At 61.4% G+C, this 20,261-nt stretch carries 17 protein-coding genes; 4 read left to right on the forward strand and 13 right to left on the reverse strand.

The annotated features are described in order from the left end of the window. Nucleotides 1-102: 102 nt before the first annotated feature. From ccoG to rph, 7 genes are all read right to left on the reverse strand, one after another. Nucleotides 103-1,554: a cytochrome c oxidase accessory protein CcoG gene (gene ccoG, locus I6L49_RS14930; RefSeq protein WP_005356121.1), complete on the reverse strand. Its 1,452-nt coding sequence runs from the start codon at nucleotides 1,552-1,554 to the stop codon at nucleotides 103-105. A gap of 155 nt (nucleotides 1,555-1,709) precedes the next feature. Continuing rightward, on the reverse strand, nucleotides 1,710-1,973 hold the full coding sequence (locus tag I6L49_RS14935; RefSeq protein WP_005339598.1) for a YihD family protein: 264 nt from the start codon (nucleotides 1,971-1,973) through the stop codon (nucleotides 1,710-1,712). A 30-nt stretch (nucleotides 1,974-2,003) separates the two neighbouring features. Further along, nucleotides 2,004-3,158 (reverse strand): GGDEF domain-containing protein, encoded by a 1,155-nt coding sequence (locus tag I6L49_RS14940; protein ID WP_005339596.1) that lies wholly within the window; start codon nucleotides 3,156-3,158, stop codon nucleotides 2,004-2,006. Between the two features lie 127 nt (nucleotides 3,159-3,285). Continuing rightward, on the reverse strand, nucleotides 3,286-3,675 hold the full coding sequence (cueR, locus tag I6L49_RS14945) for a Cu(I)-responsive transcriptional regulator (RefSeq protein WP_005356117.1): 390 nt from the start codon (nucleotides 3,673-3,675) through the stop codon (nucleotides 3,286-3,288). Continuing rightward, on the reverse strand, nucleotides 3,676-6,105 hold the full coding sequence (locus I6L49_RS14950) for a heavy metal translocating P-type ATPase (RefSeq protein ID WP_216949837.1): 2,430 nt from the start codon (nucleotides 6,103-6,105) through the stop codon (nucleotides 3,676-3,678). Between the two features lie 179 nt (nucleotides 6,106-6,284). Continuing rightward, a complete protein-coding gene (gene pyrE, locus I6L49_RS14955) occupies nucleotides 6,285-6,938 on the reverse strand; it encodes an orotate phosphoribosyltransferase (RefSeq protein ID WP_010676102.1) in 654 nt (217 codons plus the stop codon). A 341-nt stretch (nucleotides 6,939-7,279) separates the two neighbouring features. Continuing rightward, entirely contained in the window at nucleotides 7,280-7,996 is a 717-nt protein-coding gene (rph, locus tag I6L49_RS14960; protein ID WP_005339589.1) for a ribonuclease PH, read from the reverse strand. Nucleotides 7,997-8,143: 147 nt separating this feature from the next. Here rph and I6L49_RS14965 point away from each other — a divergent pair, with 147 nt between their 5' ends. Then, nucleotides 8,144-9,007 carry a YicC/YloC family endoribonuclease gene (locus tag I6L49_RS14965; RefSeq protein ID WP_005342032.1) on the forward strand — a complete coding sequence of 288 codons (864 nt, stop codon included), beginning with the start codon at nucleotides 8,144-8,146 and terminating at the stop codon, nucleotides 9,005-9,007. Nucleotides 9,008-9,127: 120 nt separating this feature from the next. On the opposite strand, the gene I6L49_RS14970 is transcribed toward I6L49_RS14965, so the two are convergent. After that, a complete protein-coding gene (locus I6L49_RS14970; protein WP_216949838.1) occupies nucleotides 9,128-10,033 on the reverse strand; it encodes a LysR substrate-binding domain-containing protein in 906 nt (301 codons plus the stop codon). A 120-nt stretch (nucleotides 10,034-10,153) separates the two neighbouring features. On the opposite strand from I6L49_RS14970, the gene I6L49_RS14975 reads away from it, so the two are divergent. Both I6L49_RS14975 and fghA read left to right on the forward strand, forming a co-directional pair. Further along, complete coding sequence (locus tag I6L49_RS14975) at nucleotides 10,154-11,281, forward strand: S-(hydroxymethyl)glutathione dehydrogenase/class III alcohol dehydrogenase (RefSeq protein ID WP_216949839.1); 1,128 nt, start codon at nucleotides 10,154-10,156, stop codon at nucleotides 11,279-11,281. 48 nt (nucleotides 11,282-11,329) lie between these two features. Further along, nucleotides 11,330-12,166: an S-formylglutathione hydrolase gene (gene fghA / locus I6L49_RS14980; RefSeq protein ID WP_216949840.1), complete on the forward strand. Its 837-nt coding sequence runs from the start codon at nucleotides 11,330-11,332 to the stop codon at nucleotides 12,164-12,166. 50 nt (nucleotides 12,167-12,216) lie between these two features. Here the strand turns inward: fghA and I6L49_RS14985 are convergent, their stop codons facing one another. Next, nucleotides 12,217-12,939, reverse strand: a complete 723-nt coding sequence (locus I6L49_RS14985) for a head GIN domain-containing protein (RefSeq protein ID WP_216949841.1) — start codon at nucleotides 12,937-12,939, stop codon at nucleotides 12,217-12,219. A 363-nt stretch (nucleotides 12,940-13,302) separates the two neighbouring features. Between I6L49_RS14985 and ovoA the strand changes: the two genes are divergently transcribed. Further along, a complete protein-coding gene (ovoA, locus tag I6L49_RS14990; protein ID WP_216949842.1) occupies nucleotides 13,303-15,453 on the forward strand; it encodes a 5-histidylcysteine sulfoxide synthase in 2,151 nt (716 codons plus the stop codon). 79 nt (nucleotides 15,454-15,532) lie between these two features. Here ovoA and I6L49_RS14995 read toward each other — a convergent pair whose 3' ends face one another. From I6L49_RS14995 to I6L49_RS15010, 4 genes are all read right to left on the reverse strand, one after another. Then, nucleotides 15,533-16,483: a bile acid:sodium symporter family protein gene (locus I6L49_RS14995; protein ID WP_216949843.1), complete on the reverse strand. Its 951-nt coding sequence runs from the start codon at nucleotides 16,481-16,483 to the stop codon at nucleotides 15,533-15,535. Nucleotides 16,484-16,776: 293 nt separating this feature from the next. Then, complete coding sequence (locus I6L49_RS15000; RefSeq protein ID WP_216949844.1) at nucleotides 16,777-18,222, reverse strand: amino acid permease; 1,446 nt, start codon at nucleotides 18,220-18,222, stop codon at nucleotides 16,777-16,779. A gap of 166 nt (nucleotides 18,223-18,388) precedes the next feature. Beyond that, nucleotides 18,389-18,727 (reverse strand): tRNA-binding protein, encoded by a 339-nt coding sequence (locus I6L49_RS15005; protein ID WP_005342042.1) that lies wholly within the window; start codon nucleotides 18,725-18,727, stop codon nucleotides 18,389-18,391. A gap of 76 nt (nucleotides 18,728-18,803) precedes the next feature. Then, nucleotides 18,804-20,249 carry an amino acid permease gene (locus I6L49_RS15010; protein ID WP_042055383.1) on the reverse strand — a complete coding sequence of 482 codons (1,446 nt, stop codon included), beginning with the start codon at nucleotides 20,247-20,249 and terminating at the stop codon, nucleotides 18,804-18,806. Between the last annotated feature and the right edge of the window lie 12 nt (nucleotides 20,250-20,261).

Raw genomic sequence — 20,261 nt, forward strand, 5'->3', positions numbered from 1 at the left:
AGAAAGGGGCGCCGTTGCGCCCCATTCTATCACTAATGCCCGCCATTGCCGTGCTCGCTGGTGACCGGACTGGTGTCACGCCCGGCCCGCAGCCACACGCAGTTACAACCGGCTGATAAACTTGCTGCCCTGGCGCAGGTTGCCCTTGCTGTCATCGGGCGCAGCCCCCTCCCGTTTCAGCACAAACTGGATATCCAGCGCCGGCCGTTTCAGGTTGTAGGGATCGACCGCCAGGCTGACCGGCAGGGTGTAGATCTCGCCCGCCTTCAGGGTCACTTCACGGGGGCCGAACCACTGATACTCGGGCAAGCCCTCCACATCCAGCTGGTAGGTCTGGGACTGCAGGGTCTTGTTGAGGATCTTGAGGGTGTAGGTGTTCTCAATCAGCCCCTCGCTGTTTTCGCGGAACAGCTGGTTGCGATCCCGCAGGATATCGAGCCCCATCGGCATGATGGACATGGCGTTGTAGACAAATACCCCCAGCATCACCGCCATCACCAGCCCGTAACCGATCAACTTGGGCCGCGCCACATGGGTGGAGTCGTTGGCCAGCTTGTGCTCGGTGGTGTAACTGATGAGCCCTTTCGGGTAGCCCATCCGCTCCATGGTCTGGTCGCAGGCATCGACGCAGGCGCCGCAGTTGATGCATTCGTACTGCAGGCCGTCGCGGATATCGATACCGGTCGGGCAGACCTGCACGCAGAGATCGCAGTCGATACAGTCGCCCAGCCCCATCGCCTTGGGATCTGCCTTGCGGGAGCGGGCGCCACGGGTCTCGCCACGCTTGGTGTCATAGCCGACGATGAAGGTGTCCTTGTCGAACATGGCGGACTGGAAGCGGGCATAGGGGCACATGTGGATACACATGATGGCACGCATCCAGCCAGCGTTGCCGTAGGTAATGATGGTGAAGAAGAGCACCCAGAACAGCACCCATCCGCTGGCCTGCAGGGTGAAGAGATCCGGCACCAGTTCAGTTACATCCTGGAAGTAGGCGACGAAAGTCAGGCCGGTCACCAGCGAGATCGCCAGCCAGGCCAGATGCTTGGCTCCCTTGCGGGCCAGCTTCTCGCCGCTCCAGGGCGCCTCGTCCAGCTTGCGCCGCTTGTTGGCGGGCCCTTCCAGCTTCTCTTCAAACCAGATGAACATGAAGGTCCAGACCGTCTGCGGGCAGAGATAGCCACACCAGACCCGACCGAGGAAGGTGGTAATAAAGAAGAGTCCGAAGGCGGCGATCATGAAGAGCCAGGCGAGCAGGGTCAGATCCTGCGGCCAGATGGTGGCGCCAAAGATATGGAACTGCTGGTGACCGAGGTCGAACAGCACCGCCTGTCGCCCGTCGTAACGCAGCCAGGGCAGCAGCACGAACAGCGCCACAAAGAACCAGCCCATGGCCTTGCGCATCCGCTGCCAATACCCTTTCTGGGCCCGCACATAGATGCGGTTGCCCGGGTTGAATCTGTCGTCGCTGGCTTTGAACGTATTGGGGTTGAAGGTCCCGGTTACGCCCTTGTCGGTGACGTCCTTGATATCGATTTTATCGTGGTCGGCCATTGCAAGACATCGCTCCCTTATTTGTTATGGAGCGGATTATATCTTAAACAACATGCTAATTGTGTGGATTAGATGTATCTAATATTGGGGTTGGATCGCAATTTTCAGCAACAAAAAAGCGCATCACCACGAGGTGATGCGCTTCCGCTAAAGATTCACTTGATTCCGCGCGCCTTGAGCAGTGCCTCTTTGAAATCGGGCACATGATCCTTGGCCAGACCGGGGATCATCGCCTGCTTGTCGGATTCCCGCATTTTGAGGTGATAGATCAGCATGTCGTCGGTCAGCTCGGACAGAGGCCCTTCAAATCCCGCTTCTTGGGCCAGTTTGGCAACAAACTGCACCAGGCTGAGATCCTGTTCCTTGATCCAGGCAGGCTGCAACAACTCCAGCAGCTCTTCGATACGATGACATTGCATAGACAACCTCTTTAATCTGTCACGTTAAATTCAGGCAACCTTACCCATCAAGGCTACTTCGATTCGATCCCGCCCATTATGCTTGGCCTGATAGAGTGCCGCATCCGCTTTTTGGATCAAATCGGCGATTTTCATGCTGTTGTCCGGTATCAGTGTCGCAACACCAAAACTACATGTGACCCGACCGGAGACCAGTGACTTCTGGTGCGGGATGGCCAGCTCCTTGAGCGCCTGCCGCACATTGTCCGCCACCTGCAATGCCCCCTGCATGCCGGTGCAGGGCAGCAGCAGGGCGAACTCTTCGCCGCCATAACGGGCCGCCAGATCGTCCTCGCGCCGCTCCACCTCGGCCAGCAAGCCCGCCACCTGTTGCAGGCAGTCATCCCCCAGCTGATGGCCGTAGAGATCGTTGAACTGCTTGAAGTAATCCACATCCACCAGCACCAGCGACAACGGCGCCCGGGCGCGGTGACAGCGCCGCCAGGCCCGCTCCAGAGAGTCGTCGAGATGGGCGCGGTTGGCGATGCCGGTCAGGCCGTCCAGGCGGGAGGTGAGACGCAAATGCTCGGAGACCGCCTTCAGTTCGGCAACCAGCTCGGCGTTGGAGAAACGGTGGTGGAGCGAGGCGATCTGATCCCGCCGCATCCGGCGCAGCAGGGTCGGCAGAAAGACAAACAGATAGCCCGCCAGCATGCAGGAGACAATCCGCTCCTGCTCGTTGCCATTGCCCAGCTCGAACAGCATCGCCATGCCCAGCGGCAGGGCGGAACCATAGAGGGTACGGCGGCTGCCAAACAGCATGATGGCGCTGCCGGTAAGAATGAGGCTGGAGAGCATCATCATGGCGGCCCGGTAGGTATCGGGCAGCTTGTCCATGTAGAGCAGCACCCCGAGGGCCCAGATGATGGAGGTGATGGTGGCTCCGATAAAGAGCTCCCGCTCCAGCACCGGCAACGGAGTCTGGTGCAGGCGGGCTCGACGCCAGCGCAGGTGCCAGCCCCGACCCAGCAGCCACAGGAAAGTGCCTGCCAGCCAACCGAGCGCTTCGATGGCGGGTAGATAGTCGTGAAACAGCAGACTCCAGCCAAATGCCAACACGCCCAAACAGGGGAGACTGAACGATGCATGGGTATAGAGCTGGGCCATAATGGCCTGCTTAACCTGGCGTGTCACACTCTGGGTCAACTGAGTACTCCTGTACAAGAGCCGAGCAGTCTACCATTACCCCCTGACCCGCAACAATAAAGCGCCGCTTATTAAGAAGTTAATCAATCAATATCGATTTCTTCTGCGCTGGCAGGTGAGTCTTTGCTCACCCCTTCTCCAATTCGTCGAGGATCGGGCACTCGGGATTTTCATCCCCGTGGCAGCAGCAAACCAACCCTTCCAGAGAGGTAAGCATGGCCTGCAGCCCGGCGATGCGAGCACGCAGATCGACGATCTTCTCCTGCGCCAGCTTCTTCACCTGGGCGCTGGTTCTGTGTTCGTCACGGTAGAGCGCCAGCAGCTCCTGACACTCCTCCAGATTGAAGCCGGTCTCCCGCGCCCGCTTGACGAAACGCAGCTCGCGCAGCGCCCCCTCGGTGTAACTGCGATAGCCGTTGTCACTGCGTACCGGGGCTGTGATGAGGCCAATGCTCTCGTAATAACGGATGGTCTTGGCGGTCAGCCCAGTGGCCTTGGCAACCTTGCTGATATTCATTTATGCCTCCTTACTGATCGGGTTGGATGCTGGCCCGTGCGCCGCCCTGGGCTGCCAGCGTTTCAATAACAGGGAATTGCTCAAAACGGTAATGCTGCTCAGGGCCATGGCCGCCCCCGCCAGCTCGGGGCTGAGGTAGCCCAGTGCCGCCAGCGGAATGCCAATGATGTTGAACACGAAGGCCCAGAACAGATTCTGCTGGATAGTGCGCCAGGTCGCCGCCGAGATGTCGATGGCATCGGCCACCAACCGCGGGTCAGATCGCATCAGGGTGATGGAGGCGGTCTCCATCGCCACATCGGAGCCGGAGCCCATGGCGATACCGAAGTCCGCCGCCGCCAGCGCCGGGGCATCGTTCACCCCATCCCCCACCATGGCCACCAGCCCGCGGGTTTGCGCCCGCAGCGCCTCTACTTTCTCCACCTTGCCAGCTGGCAGCACGGAGTCAAAGGCTCCGTCCAGTCCCAACTTGGCAGCGATATGGGCCACGGGGGCCGGCGCGTCGCCGCTCACCAACCAGCTGGCAATGCCGCGCTGACGCAGAGTGGCGATGGCATCCGGACTCTCCGGGCGCAGGGTATCGGCCAGCGCCGCGATGCCGGCGACCGTGCCATCAACGGCAACCCAAACCCGGGTCGCCCCATCGGCGGCTTGTTCATCCTGTTGCGGCTGATCAATGCCGAGCTGGGCCAGCAGGGAGCCATTGCCGATAGCGACCCTGTGGCCCGCCACCTGACCGACAATACCGGCCCCGACCCGCACCTCGACCGCGTCGGGCTGGGGCAATACCGCCTCTTTGCCGATCGCCTCGCGCATCGCCAGCGCCAGCGGGTGTTCGCTCGCCTGCTGCAGGGCGGCGGCCAGATGCAACTGCTCGTCATTGCCGCTCCAGCTGGCTAGCACCGGCTTGCCTTGAGTGAGCGTGCCGGTTTTGTCGAAGATAAGCGCCTTGATGGCGTGGGCCTTCTGCAGGGTATCCACATCCTTGATCAGAATGCCGTGGCGCGCCGCCACTCCGGTACCGGTGACGATGGCCGCCGGCGTTGCCAGCCCCAGCGCGCAAGGACAGGCGATCACCAGCACCGCCACAGCCGCCAGCAGGGCCTGACCGAAGTCGTTGCTGATGGCGTACCACACCAGCAGGGTGAACAGGGCGATGGCCATCACCACAGGTACGAAGATGGCGGAGACCTTGTCCACCAGCTGTTGCAGCGGTGCCTTGCCCATCTGGGCACTCTCCACCAGTGCGATGATCTTGCTGAGGCTGGAATCCTCCCCCACCGTAGTGGCTTCAATTTCCAGCACGCCGGAGCGGTTGATGGCACCGCCCAGCACCTTGTCGCCCTCTCCGCGAGGCACCGGCAGGCTCTCACCGGTGAGGATCGACTCATCCAGCTCGCTGGCGCCGCTCACGATTTTGCCGTCCACCGGCACCCGCTCACCCACCAGCACCCGCAGCCGATCACCGCGCAGCACCTCGTCGATGGCGACGTTCTGCCAGCTCTCGCCACGCCAGACGGTGGCGGTCTCCGGCCGCAGCGCCATCAGTTCGCGAATGGCGGACTGGGTGCTGCGTCTGGCCCGTGCCTCCAGCAGTTTTCCCAACGAAATCAGGGTAATGATGATGGAGCTCGCCTCGAAATAGAGCTTGCCGCTGGCGGCCATCCCCAGCGTCAGCAGTAGATAGAGGCTGTAGAAGTAGGCGGCGCTGGTGCCGGTGGCCACCAGCACATCCATATTGGCTGCGCGGTTCTTGATGGCAAGCCAGGCGCCGCGATAGAAACGGGCTCCGATCCAGAACTGCACCGGGGTGGCGAGCAGCAGCTCGAGCCAGGCGGGCAGATGCCAGGGGAACAGGCCGGCCATGGCCAGCATCCCTACCAGCAGCGGCAAGGTGAGCAAAGCGGAGACGATGACCCGGGTCTGCGCCTGACGGGCAGTGGCGGCCTCCTGCGCTTCCCGCTCCAGCAACTGCTGGCGGCGGCCGCTGGCTGAACCCTGTGCCAGCTGGGCGCCAAAACCGAGCGCTTCGATCTGCTCGCGCAAAGCGGCCGGGGTATGCATCCCGGGAACCAGCACGATGCGGGCCTGTTCGATGGAGAAGTTGACCTCGGCCGAGATGACGCCGGGCAGCGCGGCCAGCATTTTGTTCAGGCGGGCCGAACAACCGGCACAAGTCATGCCGGTAATTTGGAACAAAAAGGTCTCGCTGCCGTAGTCGTAACCCTGACTCTTGATGCTGTCGAGCACCGCAGACAGGCGTTCAGGGCTGGCCAGCTCGATGGCCGCCTGCTCCAGCGCGAAGTTGACGGTGGCCGATACCCCGTCGAGTTTGTTGAGGCTGGTCGCGATGCGGCCTGCGCAGTTGGCGCAGCTCATGCCGCTGAGCGGCAACTGCAGATGAATGGGTGATTGAAGATGAGTGGTCATGTTGTTCCTCCCCGGAACCCGTCGGCACCACAAAACGCCGACTGACAAACCCTAACCTTTACTGTAAGGGCAAGCTCAAGCCACATGATCCACTTTTTGCAGATGAAAAAAACAGCGCCCGTTTGCTGCCAGAGAGCAAACGGGCGCCGCATTCAGCTATTGCGCGGTGTGAGCGGAGCTCAGATACCGTACTGGGCGCGGTAAGCCTTCATGGCAGCCAATTGCGCCGCCAGCTCCGGCTGCTCGGCCTGCTTCTCTTCCAGATACTGGATCAGGTCGCTCATCTGGATGATGGCGATGATGTGGGCGCCGTAGTCACGCTCCACCTCTTGAATGGCGGAGAGCTCGCCCTTGCCCTTCTCCTGACGGTCCAGCGCGATCAGCACACCCGCCAGCGAGGCGCCGTTGGCCTGGATCAGATCCATGGATTCGCGGATGGCGGTACCGGCGGTGATGACGTCATCCACCAGCATGATGCGCCCCTTGAGCGGGCTGCCCACCAGATTGCCACCCTCGCCATGATCCTTGGCCTCCTTGCGATTGAAGCACCAGGGCACATCCACATCGTGCTGCTCCACCAGCTGCACGGCGGTGGCGGAGGCGATGGGGATCCCCTTGTAGGCCGGGCCAAACAGCACATCGAACTCGATGCCGGCATCCATCAGGGCGGCGGCATAGAAACGGCCGAGACGGGCCAGATCGCGGCCGCTGTTGAACAGACCGGCATTGAAGAAGTAGGGGCTTTTACGACCGGATTTCAGGGTAAATTCACCGAATTTGAGGACCTGTTTCTCCAGGGCGAACTCGATAAATTGACGCTGGTAGGCTTTCATTCTGGCTCCTTGCTTGGCTTGTCGTTGTCTTGTGTGGGGGTATAAAAAAACGCGGTCAATGCCGCGTTTGCAGGATCTGTTGACGCTTCGTCACAGCCGCGACGGAGTCGGTTTTTGCGCACAACTAGGCATGAGATGCGAAGTTTGGTAATCCAAACGAGGCATCGAATAACGACGTTATGCACAAAAACCGCCCCGTCCCTACGGGTTGCGTGGCAAAGGATGCCATGCGTTGTTGCAGGACTTGCCAAGGGAATAACCATTGGCGGCATCCTGCGCCTAGCCTTGCATCCTTTGACACTGCAACGCAACTTGTGCCGAAACATCAACAGGTCCTGGTATCAGGAGAGCGACTGCTTCTGCAGCGCAATGATGTCGGCGATGCCGCCCTTGGCGAGCGCCAGCATCTCCAGCAGCTCCTCATGGGTGAAGGGCTCGGCCTCCGCGGTGCCCTGCACCTCGATGATGCGACCATCTTCGGTCATCACCACGTTCATATCGGTCTCGGCGGCGGAATCTTCGATGTACTCCAGATCGCAGATGGCTTCGCCCTGATACATGCCGACGGAGACTGCGGCGATCATCTGCTTGAGCGGGCTCTGCTTGATCATGCCCTTCTCGACCATCCAGTTCAGCGCATCCACCAGCGCCACGCAGGCACCGGTAATGGAGGCGGTGCGGGTGCCGCCATCGGCTTGCAGCACGTCACAGTCAACGGTGATGGAGTGCTCGCCCAGCGCAGTCAGATCTACCGCCGCGCGCAGGGAGCGGGCAATCAGACGGGAGATCTCCAGAGTACGGCCACTCTGCTTGCCGGAGGCCGCTTCGCGGTTCATCCGGGAGTGGGTGGAGCGCGGCAGCATGCCGTATTCGGCAGTCACCCAGCCCTGATTCTTCCCTTTCAGGAAGCGCGGCACGCTGGTGTCGACGCTGGCGGTGCAGAGCACGCGAGTGTTACCGAACTCCACCAGCACTGAGCCTTCTGCATGTTTGGTGAAATTGCGGGTAATGGTAACCGGGCGAAGTTGCGCGGCACTGCGATCGCTTGGACGTGACATGGAACGGACCTCTGGGCTGGCTCAAATTGGCGGGGGATTATAAGTGATCCCGCCTCAAATATCAGCCGCTAAAACCACGGCATCGGCTGACGAGCAGGGCCGGGCTGAGTATACTGGCCGCACACTTCATCAAGCCCGGAACAATCAATGATTCACAGCATGACCGCCTACGCCCGCAAGGAATTCAAGGGCGACTGGGGCACAGCCGTTTGGGAAATTCGTTCGGTCAACCAGCGCTATCTGGAAACCTACATTCGCCTGCCGGAGCAACTGCGCAGCCTGGAACCGGTTCTGCGTGAGCGTTTCCGAGCCAAGCTGCAGCGCGGCAAGGTGGAGTGCAACCTGCGTTTCGAGGCCGCTCAGGCCGCAGCCAGCCAGCTGCACATCAATGAAGAGCTGGCCAAGCTGATCATCGACAGCGCCAGCTGGGTAATGAAAGAGGCGGGTCAGGGCCAGCTCAACCCGGTCGACGTGCTGCGCTGGCCGGGCGTCATGGCTGCCGCCGAACAGGACATGGACGCGGTCGCCACCGAGCTGCTCGGCGGTTTTGACCAGACCATGGAAGATTTCCTCGCCTCCCGCGCCAGCGAAGGGGCCAACCTCAAGGCGCTGATCGAACAGCGTCTGGCCGGTATTCAGGTGGAAGTGAAGAAGGTGCGCGTCCACCTGCCGCAGATCATCGAGTGGCAGCGCCAGAAGCTCACCGACCGTCTGGCCGAAGCCAAGGTGGAGCTGGATCCGGCCCGCATCGAGCAGGAGATCGTGCTGCTGGCCCAGAAGATCGACGTGGCCGAAGAGCTGGATCGTCTGGAGATGCACATCAGCGAGACCAACAAGATCATGAAGAAGGGTGGCGCCTGCGGTCGTCGTCTCGACTTCATGATGCAGGAGTTCAACCGCGAGTCGAACACGCTTGGTTCAAAGTCGATCAACGCCGAAGTGACCCAGTCCGCTGTCGAGCTGAAAGTCCTTATCGAGCAGATGCGCGAGCAAATTCAGAACATCGAGTGATGGGTCACCGACTATCCGGTTGTTACCTGCAAAAGAGCCCTTGATTCCTCAAGGGCTCTTTTATTTTCAGGCCATCGCACCTGTCGCCCGCCGCCGGTGAGTCAACGGCTGGGGAGCACCCTAGCCTATCGGCATCACCAGCGCCGGTTGATGAGGATCGCTCAGCCGCTCGGCCAGATAGTCCACCAGCAGCCGCACCTTGGGGGAGAGGTGGCGGTTATGGGGATAGAGGGCCCAGATCCCCTCCGCCGGCGCCCGCAGCTCGGGCAGCAGCTCGATAAGCTCCCCCCGCGCCAGATGGTCACTCACGTAGTAGTCCGGCAACTGAATGATACCGATCCCCTTGAGCGCCGCGTCCAGCAGGGCGTGACCGCTGTTGCACTGCAGCAGGCCGTGCACCCGCACGCTGTGGGGGTGAGCGTCCAGGGTGAAGTACCACTCGTCACTGTTGCCCACCAGACAGCGGTGGCGGGCCAGCTCGGAGAGGCTGTTGGGGATGCCGTGGCAGGCGGTGTAGGCCGGTGAGGCGCAGACATAGGGCACCCGCTGCGCCAGCTTGCGCGCCACCAGCGTCGAATCTTTGAGATGGCCGAGCCGGATCGCCAGATCGTAGCCTTCGTGCACCAGATCCAGCAGCTGATTGGTGAGGTTGAGGATCACCTCCAGCTGGGGGAAACGCACCATGAAGTCGTTCACCAGCGGGGCGATGCGGCTCTCGCCGTAGGAGACAGGCGCCGTGATGCGCAACGACCCTTGCGGCACCGCCTGATGGCGTCCCACCGCCAGCTCGGCTTCATAGAGGTTGTCCAGCAGCTGACGGCAGTGGCGGTAATAGATTTCGCCAAGCTCGGTGAGCCGCACCTGACGGGTGGTGCGCAGCAGCAGCTTGGCCTGCAGCCGATCCTCCAGCTGTGCCACCTGACGGCTGACTTGCGCCACCGACACCCCCAGCTTGCGCGCCGCCGGGGTAAAGCCCCCCTGCTCCGCCACGCTGACAAATTCACAGATCCCTTCCCAGCCGAACATTATTACCTGTGTGTAAAAGTGATTTGAGATTTGCCCTCATTATCACCAAATCGGCGGGAAACTACACTGAATGCCCAAACTCATCTCTGTTCACCCTGCTCAACAAGAAGGATGTCATTCATGGCACAGGTTCAAAGCATCAAGTGTAAAGCCGCCATCGCCTGGGGCCCGGGTCAGCCCCTCTCCATCGAAGAGGTCGAGGTCATGCCGCCGCAAGCGGGCGAGGTGCGGGTGCGCATCGTCGCGACCGGCGTCTGCCACACCGATGCCTTCACCCTCTCCGGTGAGGATCCGGAAGGGGTCTTCCCCTGCATTCTCGGCCACGAGGGGGGCGGCATCGTCGAATCCATCGGAGAAGGGGTCACCAGCGTCAAAGTCGGCGATCACGTGATCCCGCTCTACACCCCCGAGTGCGGCGAGTGCAAATTCTGCAAATCCGGCAAGACCAACCTGTGCCAGAAGATCCGTGCCACCCAGGGCAAGGGGCTGATGCCGGACGGCACCACCCGCTTCTCCAAGGATGGCCAGCCCATCTATCACTACATGGGCACCTCCACCTTCAGCGAATACACGGTACTGCCCGAGATCTCCATCGCCAAGGTGGACCCGGCCGCCCCGCTGGAAGAGGTCTGCCTGCTCGGTTGCGGCGTTACCACCGGCATCGGCGCAGTGATGAACACCGCCAAGGTGAAAGAGGGTGAGAGCGTCGCCATCTTCGGTCTGGGGGGCATCGGCCTCTCGGCGGTGATCGGGGCTCGTCTGGCCAAGGCCGGTCGCATCATCGCCATCGACATCAACGAGAGCAAGTTCGAACTGGCCCGCAAGCTGGGCGCCACCGACTGCATCAACCCGAACGACTACGACAAACCGATTCAGGAGGTGATCGTCGAGCTGACCGATGGCGGCGTCGACTTCTCGTTCGAGTGCATCGGCAACGTCAAGGTGATGCGTGCGGCGCTGGAGTGCTGCCACAAGGGTTGGGGCGAGTCGGTCATCATCGGCGTGGCCGGAGCGGGTCAGGAGATCAGTACCCGTCCGTTCCAGCTGGTGACCGGTCGGGTCTGGCGCGGCAGCGCCTTCGGTGGGGTACGCGGTCGCAGCGAGCTGCCGAGCTATGTGCAGCGCTATATGCAGGGAGAGTTCCGCCTCGATGACTTCATCACCCACACCATGCCGCTGGAACAGATCAACGAGGCGTTCGATCTGATGCATGAAGGCAAGAGCATCCGCACCGTCATCCACTACTGAGCATGATCACCCCGCCCGCCATCGTGGGCGGGGTGCAGGAGTCCTTCGATGAATCTGGAGATTATCAGCAGCAACAAGAGCTTCGGCGGCTGGCACAAGCGCTATCGCCACCACGCCAGCGTGCTCGGCTGCGAGATGAATTTTGCCATCTATCTGCCGCCTCAGGCTCTCACCGGCCATAAGGTGCCCGTGCTCTACTGGCTCAGCGGCCTCACCTGCACCGATGAGAACTTCATGCAGAAGGCGGGTGCCCAGCGTATCGCCGCCGAGCTGGGCATAGCACTGGTGGCGCCGGACACCAGCCCCCGCGGCGACGGCGTAGCCGACGACCCCGGTTATGACCTCGGCATGGGCGCAGGCTTTTACGTCAATGCCAGCCAGAGCCCCTGGCAGGCGCACTACCAGATGTATGACTACGTCACCCGCGAGCTGCCTGACTTGATAGAGACCCACTTCCCGGTCTCGATCCGACGCGCCATCAGCGGCCACTCCATGGGCGGTCACGGTGCGCTGATCGCCGCGTTGCGAGAGCCGGGTCGCTACCGCTCCGTGTCGGCGTTCAGCCCGATTTGCCACCCGAGCCGCTGCCCCTGGGGCCAGAAGGCACTCGGCGCCTATCTCGGCAGCAATCCTCTGCTGTGGCAGGAGTGGGATGCCTGCCAGCTGCTGCGCCACCAGCCGGTCACGCCGCTGCCCACCCTGGTGGATGTGGGACTGGATGACCCCTTCCTCGCCGAGCAGTTGCATATCGATGCGCTGGCCGAAGTGGCGGCCAGCAAGGAGTGGCCACTGGAGCTCAACCGCCACGAGGGCTATGACCACAGCTACTACTTCGTGGCGAGCTTTATCGAGGCGCACCTGCGCTTTCACGCCCGCCACCTCTGATCAACACAGGCCCGTTGCGGGCCTGTTTCAGTTGTGGTGATCGGTTGATATCAACTGCCCGCGCGGGTCACGCCGCCGGAGCCTGCGATCTGCTGCTCCACCTTGGGATCACCCCAGTAGGCGATGTTGCCTGAGCCGGCGATGCCAACTTTCAGCGTCTCCTGCGCCCGTACCGCCACATCACCGCTACCGGCGATATTGACCTCTACCTCCTTGCCGCGCATCTCGCTCCCGAGCACATCACCAGATCCGGCAATGTTCAGCTCGATGGCCTGTGCCGAACCGCTGCCCAGCTCCAGACTGCCGGTGCCAGCGATATTCCCTTCCAACCGTTTCAGCTCCAGCTGACTGGCAACGATGTCACCGGTACCGGCCACTGACAGCACCAGCCCATCCCCCTTGAAGCCGCTCAGATCGCCGTTGCCGGTCCCGGCCAATGCCAGTTCGTTCAACACCGGCAAGGTGATGGTCAGCTCCAGCGGCTCGGTAGGATCGAGCCGGTAACCCTCCTTCACCTCGATCTCCAGCTTGTCGCCGCTCTCGGTCAGCACCAGATAGGGCAGCAGGTTCTCCTGCCCCTTGATCAGGATACCGCGCGGCTCCCCCGCAACCAGATGGAGGGTGGCAGGCACCCCCGCCAGCACCCGGGTCACCCCGTCACCAAGCGCCTGCTGGCGCTCGACCACAGCTCCCGTTCCGGTCACTCTGGTCTGATCCAGCCAGTGACAACCACTGAGCCCTGCCATCAACATGACAACCATCATCCATTTCATCACTACTCTCCTCCTTATGTGTTGGCCATCCAGGGCCAATTGGTTTTCATGCTCCGCAAAGCGCGAGCCAAAAATTAACATTATGATTAAAAAGGAAATAACCATTTAAACCAGAACAGACAGAAGAATTTAGAGAGCCATTTAGACCATATTTTGGTGAAAATAACCATTCTCGAACGGATATGATCGTGGCTGATTGGCGGGTCGTCCTGCCGGTCACTATGCTGACAGCCCGTGGAAGTTTTTGATTGCCCTGCCGGTCTGTTGAGCCAATAGTGGTACTTCGTGCGTACCAAGCTCTCCATTGCGGTAATGTCATTACCACTGTCTTGTCAGTCTTCACTGCCAACAAGGAGCCAGAGCGTGACCCAAGCAAGCCCTCTCTATGCCACCGCCACCGGTCTGCCGGAACCGACTCGCACCCCGCTGCTGACCGGCAGCGATCCCGAGCAGAAACGGCGCGAGCTGCTCGCCTACTTCTGCCAGACCTTCGATCTCTACGACTCGCTGTTCGACTGTCTGGCCGATGAGCGGGCCTGGTTCAACAAGGCGATCCCGCTGCGCCACCCGCTCATCTTCTACTACGGCCACACCGCCGCCTTCTTTATCAACAAGCTGCTGGCGGCACGCCTGATCGATCAGCGGCTGGATGCCCGCATCGAGGCCATGGTCGCCATCGGGGTGGACGAGATGAGCTGGGACGATCTGGACGAGACCCACTACGACTGGCCCAAGGTCAGCGAGCTGCGCAGCTATCGGGCCAAAGTCCGTTCGCTGGTGTGCGATTTCATCCGCCAGATGCCGCTCACCCAGCCCATCGACTGGCAAAGCCCGGCCTGGGTGATCCTGATGGGGATAGAGCACGAGCGCATCCACCTCGAGACCTCCAGCGTGCTGATCCGCCAGCTGCCGCTCGCCTGGGTGCGGCCGCAGCCTTATTGGCCCGCCTGCACTGAAGCCCGCCACCGCATTGATCAGGTGCCCGCCAACAGCCTGCTGCCGGTGGCTGGCGGCAAGGTGCGCCTTGGCAAGCGGGACGCCACCTACGGCTGGGACAACGAATATGGCGAGCGCCAGATCGAGCTGGCCCCGTTTCAGGCCAGCCGCATGCTGGTGAGCAATGCCGAGTACCTCGCCTTCGTCCAGGCGGGCGGCTACGGCCAGCAACAGTGGTGGGATGAGGAAGGCTGGGGTTGGTGTCAGTATGCCAAGGCGCAGATGCCCACTTTCTGGGTGGGTGACCCTGCCAAACCCGAACAACTGCAACTGCGGCTGATGACCGAGCAGGTCGCCATGCCCTGGGACTGGCCGGTCGAGGTAAACCAGCTGGAGGCGGCCGCCTTCTGCCGCTGGAAGGCGGCCAGGACCGGACTCCCCATCCAGCTGCCGAGCGAGGCAGAGTGGCAACTGCTGCGCGAGCAGCTACCCGGCGATCAGCCGGACTGGACACAGGCCCCCGGCAATATCAATCTGGCCCGTTTTGCCTCCTCCTGCCCGGTGGATGCCTGCCCGCAAGGGGAGTTCTTCGATCTGGTGGGCAATGTCTGGCAGTGGACCAGCACCGCCATCGACGGTTTCGACGGCTTTAAAATCCACCCGCTCTACGACGACTTCTCCACCCCCACCTTTGATGGCAAGCACACCCTGATCAAGGGGGGCAGCTGGATCAGCACAGGTAACGAAGCGCTCAAATCATCCCGTTACGCCTTCCGGCGTCACTTCTTCCAGCATGCGGGTTTCCGCTATCTGGTCTCCCGTTATCAGGAACCCGTTATCGTGAATCCCTATGAAACCGACACGCTGGTCGCTCAGTACCTCGACTTCCAGTACGGCCCGAGCCACTTCGGGGTAGCCAACTACGCCAAGACGCTTGCTGATCTTGCTGGCGAGCTGTGCAGCAACCACCAGCGGGCGCTGGATATCGGCTGCGCCACCGGCCGCGCCAGCTTTGAACTGGCCCGCCACTTCCAGCATGTGGACGGGGTGGACTACTCGGCCCGCTTCATCGATGTGGCGCTGGCCCTCGCCAGTCAGGACAGTTTCCGCTACGCCATTCCGCTGGAGGGTGAACTGGTGGAGTATTGCGAGGCACGCCTGTCGAGCCACGGATTGGGGGCGAGTCAGGCTGAGCGCATCCACTTCAGTCAGGGGGATGCCTGCAACCTCAAGCCCAAATATGACCACTACGATCTGGTGCTCGCCTCCAACCTGATCGACCGGCTGCGGGAGCCCGCCCGCTTCCTGCGGGATATCGCTCCCCGGCTGCGCAGCGGTGGCCTGCTGGTGCTCACCAGCCCCTACACCTGGCTGGCGGAATATACCCCGCCCGCCAACTGGCTCGGCGGCATTCGCGAGAACGGCGAGGCGCTCACCACCTATCAGGCGCTGCAACGGCTGCTGGCGGCGGAGTTCGAGGAGCACTGCCCGCCGCGGGATGTGCCTTTCGTCATCCGCGAGACCGCCCGCAAATACCAGCACACGGTGGCGCAGCTGACCGTCTGGCGTAAACGCTAGCACGCCGGTCGACATGCAGATGAAAAGAGGGAGGCCAACGGGCCTCCCTCTTGTTATGACAGCAAAAACGCCGCGAGTATCAATGCCCCTGCTCGTGATAGCGGCGCGCCAGCACGGCGCAGACCATCAGCTGGATCTGGTGGAAGATCATCAGCGGCAGCACCATCACCCCGACGCTGGCGGCCGGGAACATGACGTTGGCCATCGGCACCCCGTTGGCCAGACTTTTCTTGGAACCGCAGAAGACGATGGTGATCTCGTCCGCCTTGTCGAAACCGAGGCGACGGCTGATCCAGACGTTCCAACAGAGTACCAGCGCCAGCAAGACGCAGCTCAGCAGCACGATACTGGCCAGATCGTACCAACCTACTTGATGCCAAATCCCCTGTACCACCGCCTCGCTGAAGGCGACATAGACCACCAGCAGGATGGAGCTCTGATCCAGCTTGCCGATGAGCGGCCGGTGGCTGTCGACCCAGCGGCCAATGAGCGGACGCGACAGGTGGCCCACCACAAAAGGCAGCATCAGCTGCATCATGATGGACTGGATGGAGTGCCAGGTGTCGATCCCCTCCCCCTGCACGTGGATCATCATCCCCACCAGCACCGGCGAGAGGAAGATGCCGAGGATGCTGGAGGCCGAGGCGCTGCACACCGCTGCCGACACATTGCCCCCCGCCATCGAGGTAAAGGCGATAGCCGACTGCACGGTGGCTGGCAAAGCGCAGAGATAGAGGAAACCGAGGTAGATGGCCGGACTCAGCCAGCCCGGTACCAGCGGGGTGAGCAGCAGCCCGAGCAGCGGAAACAGCACGAAGGTGCTGAGCATCACCACCAGATGAAGCCGCCAGTGACCGAGGCCCGCCAGCAGGTTCTGGCGCGACAGCTTGGCGCCATGCATGAAGAACAGGAGCGCCACCGCCAGCTTGGTCAGCAGACCGAACCAGACGGCTGCCTGCCCCTCGCAGGGAAAGAGGGAGGCCAGAGTGACCACCGCAATCAGCACAACAGTAAAGGGATCCAGACGCACGAAAGGTCTCCATCAGAAGGGCATCCTGCAGCCATGGCGACAGTCAGGATTGGGGAGGATAAGAAACAGAGCGGGAGATGTCTGGCACCTCCCGCTAAAACGAACCTCCAGCTTACCCCGATAACGGAGAGGCGCAACGTTGTGCTGCGGTTAATTGTTCATCAATGCTTAACGCCTTTGCTTTGTCGAATAGCGGAAGTTGCTGACCCGCGGCCAGATAGCGCCAAACCGGGGCTAAATGGATAAAAAAACGGGCGACCCAAGCCGCCCGTCCCGCTTTTTCGCTCAGCCGATCAGCGCTGGCTGGCCAGCTTGCCGTTGCCGGTTTTCTTCTCATTACCGGCGAGCTTGCGGGCCTGCCGCTTCTCGAAGCGGGAGATCCACCAATAGGCCAGCGCCGAGAAGACCGCGGTCATAAAGACGTTGATGAAGAAGGCACGCACCAGATCCACCCCGGCCGGGAAGGCGGAGGCGCTCATGCTCACCACGAAGATGGCGATCAGCACCGACACCACGCTCATCCCGAACTTGCGCGACCCCATGCGGAAGTCGCGGGGGGTGTCGTCATGTTTCCAGCGGAACACGAAGTAGGCCACCATGATGAAGATCGGCGGCAGCATGGCGGTACCGGCGGTGAGGTTGATGGCAGTGTTCATCATCTGCTGCACCGACTCGGAGCCGAAGCCGTTGACCACCAGCATCGCGAACACGAAGACAAACTGCCACCAGGCGGCGCGCACCGGCACGCCGTGCTTGTTGAGTTGGGTGGTCTTCTCGCCGTAAACCCCCTGCGGGATCTCGGAAAAGTGGATCTTCACCGGCGCCGAGGTCCACATCATCATGGAGCCGAACATGGCGATAAACAGCACCACGCCGACGAAGCGGCCCACCAGCGCCTCGGAGAGCCCGAAGTACTGGGCCATGCCAGTGAAGATCTCCACCATGCCGCCGGCATAGGTGAGGCTCTCGCGCGGTACGAACACGTTCACCAGCAGGGAACCGACCGCATACATGGCACCGATGACAATGCCGGCACTGATGATCACCTTGATGAAGGACTTCTGGCCGCCCTTCACGTCATTGAGGTAGGCCGCCGCCGTTTCGGCACCGCCCGCCGCCTGGAAGATCCAGCACATGATGCCGAGGGTCGCCCAGTTGACGGTGGGAGTCATCGCCTCCAGCGTGATGGGCTGAGCCGGCACATGATCGCCACTCAGGGCCATCAGGGCGCCCAGCACATAGATGGCGAACAGGGCAAACACCCCGTAGGCCACTATTTCGGCAATTTTGCCGAGCCAGCTCGCCCCCTTGGTGGAGATATGGGTCGCCGCCGCAAACAGCACGATGGAGATGATCGAAGTGACCATGGGCGAGAAGCTGTACTCATAGCCCAGCATGGCGTAGGAGGCGTAGGCGATGACGTTGGGCAGCAGGGAGACGAACCAGAACAGGTTCACGAACCAGTAGAGAAACGAGCCCAGATAGGCCATCCGGGTACCGAGCGGCTTTTTCAGCCAGTCGTACATCCCCGACTCGGAGTTTTTGTTGGCCGAAACGAACTCGGCGATGATGAAGACGAACGGAATGAAGTAGACGATGGTCGCCAGCAGGAAGATGGGGGCGGAGCTGAGCCCCAGCTCGATGTTGTTGTTGACGATGTTGCGCACGTTGAACACGGCGGCAAAGGTCATCGACAACAGGGCAAACTTGCCTATGGTGCCGCGTACGGATTCAGACATGGTGTCCTCCAGTGGACTTGCGCTCCCTGCGGGTAACGCGGTGACTCTGTGATGTGTTCAGCAAGGGTCTGTCGGCCCCGCGCTTTACTCTCTTGTTATGATCGGGCCGCGTGCACGGCCTCGTTGCTGAACCGGTACCGTCTCCCGCACCGGCTCGCAATACCCGTCAGACGATCGGAGTGCCCGGCGCCATCGGCACCCGCGGTTGCAACAGCACGCTCTGGCTCTCGTCCGGGGTCTCGGCACAGAGCAACATGCACTCGGATCGCTCGCCGCGCATCTTGGTGGGCTTGAGGTTGGTCAGTACCACCACCTCGCTACCCATCAGCTCCTCTTCGCTGTAGTAAGGCACCAGACTGGTGACGGTCTGCAGCGGCCGCTCTCCACCCACGTCGATCTGGACGATGTAGAGTTTGTCGGCACCGGGGTGACGCACCACCTCCAGCACCTTGCCCACCTTCATCTCGACCCGTTTGAATTCGGCAAACTCGATCGTCTCGCTCATGCTCTTTTCCTTTTCTGGTTCAACGGTTTGCGGGTGGCCAACGGCCACCCGGTTTGATTGGGATTCAATGCAGTGCCTATGGCGTCTGCATGGCAACCTGCGCCGTCGGCTGGGCCTCTTTGGCACGCGCTTCGGCACTGAGGGAGGCCTCGTATCTGTTGTATTTCCACCAGGCGAAGCCAAGGAAGATCACGATCCCGCCGACGTTGTAGAAGATGATGGTCATGATGTCGGCACCGGTCGGGAAGGTGGAGGCGAGGAAGCCCACCGAGAAGATGGCGATCAGCACCGAGACCACGGCGATGCCGGTGGTGCGCGAACCCATCCTGAACTCCCGCGGCAGGTGATCGAGCTTCAGACGCAGATTGAGGTAGGCCAGCATGATGAACAGCGGCGGCAGCATGGAAGCGGCGGCGGTCATGTTGATGACGGTGTTCATCAGATCCTGCGCGGTGTTGGAGCCCAGAGTCGGGATCACCATCAGCGGCAGCACGATGAGGTACTGGATCCAGGCTGCCCGAGCGGGCACGCCGTTCTCGTTCAGCTCGACCGTCTTCTTGCCGAAGATGCCGGCCGGGATCTCGGAGAAGAAGATCTTCACCGGGGTCGCGGTCCACATCAGCAGGGAGCCGAACATGGCGGTGAAGGAGACCAGACCCACGAAGCGGTTCATCAGGATCTCCGGCAGGCCGAAGTAAGCCGCCAGCCCTTCAAAAACCTGCACCGAGCCGCCGGTATATTTCAGGGTGTCGCTGTGGACGAACACGTTGATCAGCAGCGATGCGATGGAGTAGAGCACGCCGATAAAGATCCCGGCGACGATGATCACCTTCACGAAGGATTTGGAGCCCCCCTTCACATCATTGACGTAGACCGCCACCGACTCGGCGCCACCGGCTGCCATAAAGATCCAGGTGGTGATGCCCAGGAAGGCCCAGCTGAAATCGGGGACCATGGCCTCTACCGTGATGGGGTCAGCCGGCTGCACGCCGCCCACCAGTGCCGCACCTGCCAGCAGAATGTAGGAGAGGGTCAGCAGCAGCATCAGGGACGAGGTCACCGAGGTGATGGGGCCGAGCATCTTGGCGCCGTTGGTGGAGACGTAGGTGGCAAAGGCGAACAGCACCATGCTCAATGCCGTGGTCGCCACCGGGGTGAGAATGTACTCGTAGCCGAGGAAGGCATAGGAGGCGTAGGCGATAACCCGCGGCAGCAAGGAGGTGAAGAAGAAGAGGTTCACGAACCAGTAGGTGTAGGCGGAGATAAAGGCCCAGCGACCGCCGAGGGAGCTCTTCACCCAGGCATAGACACCCGCTTCGGAGTTTTTGTTCAGTGACACAAATTCCGCAATGATCAGACAGAACGGAATGAAGTAAAAAATGGTGGCCAGAAAGAACATCGGGGCGGAGGCCAGACCGATCTCGATGTTGTTGTTGATGACGTTGTTGAAGCTGAATACCGCCGCGAAGGTGAGCGACAGCAGACCAAACTTGCCTATCGTATTGCGTTTGGAATCAGACATGGTGCATCTCCA

The sequence above is a fragment of the Aeromonas sp. FDAARGOS 1419 genome, from assembly GCF_019047045.1.
Taxonomy (GTDB): domain Bacteria; phylum Pseudomonadota; class Gammaproteobacteria; order Enterobacterales; family Aeromonadaceae; genus Aeromonas; species Aeromonas veronii.